This is a genomic window from Saccharomonospora saliphila YIM 90502 (genome assembly GCF_000383795.1).
Lineage (GTDB): Bacteria > Actinomycetota > Actinomycetes > Mycobacteriales > Pseudonocardiaceae > Saccharomonospora > Saccharomonospora saliphila.
The window spans coordinates 47,245-48,807 of the sequence record NZ_KB912598.1 but is presented as its reverse complement, the minus strand read 5'-3'; the positions used below and the strand labels follow the sequence as shown (position 1 = coordinate 48,807).

The 1,563-nt window shown below is 74.9% G+C and carries 1 protein-coding gene; it reads right to left on the bottom strand.

Annotation, left to right across the window (positions count from 1 at the left end):
- Positions 1–1,563: acyltransferase domain-containing protein (locus SACSA_RS0100610; RefSeq protein ID WP_198008891.1), on the bottom strand; the 1,563-nt coding region annotated here is incomplete at both ends.

Below are 1,563 nucleotides of genomic sequence, written 5' to 3'. Positions count from 1 at the left end.
TGCACGCGGCGGACCCAGGTGCCGTCCGTGTCGTGCCGGGCATACCCGCTCACGGTCGCGGTCTCCGGGTCGACGACGGCCTGCGTCCACGCGCGGGCCGACTCGGGCAAGGGCAGGGCGGCGGTGAAGCCGACGTCGTCGAGGACCCAGCCCGGGCCGTCTCCGAAGGTCTCCCGCGCGGCGGCCAGCACCCACTCCAGCATCGCGGTCGCGGGCAGCACGGCGACCTCCCCCACCCGGTGCTGATCGAGGAACCACGGTGTTCGCGCCGTCAGCTCCGTGCCGAAGCGGACGCGGTCGTCGGCGGCCACCTCGATCCGCGAGCCGAGCAACGGGTGCGCCGGTGCCTCGCCCGCGGGCCGACGCCGCGGGATGCCGGGCGTGTACCAGTGCCGGTCCGCGCGCAGCGGGTGTCCGGGCAGCGGCACGGGCGGGGCGGGACAGGGGGCACCCGCGGTGTCGAAGACCTCCCACCGTGGGCTTCCGCCCTGGACGTACCACTCGGAGACCGACCGGACCAGGTGACGGTCGTCGACGTCCTCGCGGGTTCCGCTGACCAGCCAGGTCGCGTCCACCCCGTTGCGTCCGACGAGGGGGGACAGGACCGGCTCCGGGCTCATCTCCGCGAAGACGCCGACACCGGCCTCGCCCGCGTACCGCAGTGCGGCACCGCACAACACCGGCTCGCGGAGCTGGCGCACCCAGTGCTGCCCGGTCAGCTCGTCCGGCGCCAGCTCCGTGCCGGTGACCGTGGAGACGATGGGTACCCGCGCGCGCTCGTGGCGGACCTGCCGCGCGTGCCGGGCGAACTCGTCGAGTACGGCGTCCATCGAGGGGGAGTGGAACGCCCGGTTCACGCCGAGCCGGGTGACCTTCGCGCCGCGCCTGGTCCACCGGTCGGCGACGGCGGCGGTGGCGTCCTCGGTGCCCGAGATGGTCACGTCCCGGGGCCCGTTGAGCGCGGCGGCGACCACGTCCCCCGCGCCGTCGGCCAGCTCCCGCAGCAGTGCGTCGACCTCGTCGGTGCGCACCGAGTACATCGCGCCGGGCGCGGTGCGCTCCATCAGCCGGGCACGTTCGAGCACGAGTCCGAGCGCGTCGTCGAGGCTGAGCACGCCCGCCCGGCAGGCGGCGGTGTACTCACCGAGGCTGTGGCCGAGCAGGTAGTCGGGCTCGGCGCCGCACGCGCTCCACAGCTCGGCGAGCGCGTACTGGACCATGAACAGCGCGGGCTGTCCGAACCGGGTGTCGTCGAGATCGATCAGCTCACCCGGTGCCGTGGTCAGCGTGGGCAGCAGGGACACGCCCGTCTCGGAGGTGACGATGGCGTCGCAGGCGGCCAGCGCGTCGCGGAAGACCTCGTAGCGCCCGTGGAACGGGGTGGCCATGCCGGTGCGCTGGTACCCCTGCCCGGGAAACAGCCACGCGCTGCGGCGCCGGTGCAGCTCCACGGCCGTGCCCGTGGCGACGGAGGCGGACAGCGCACCGGAGCGATGGGCGCGGAGTTCGCGGGCGGCCTCGGCCGCGGACCGGGCGACCACGGTGAGCCGGTGCTTACGGTGG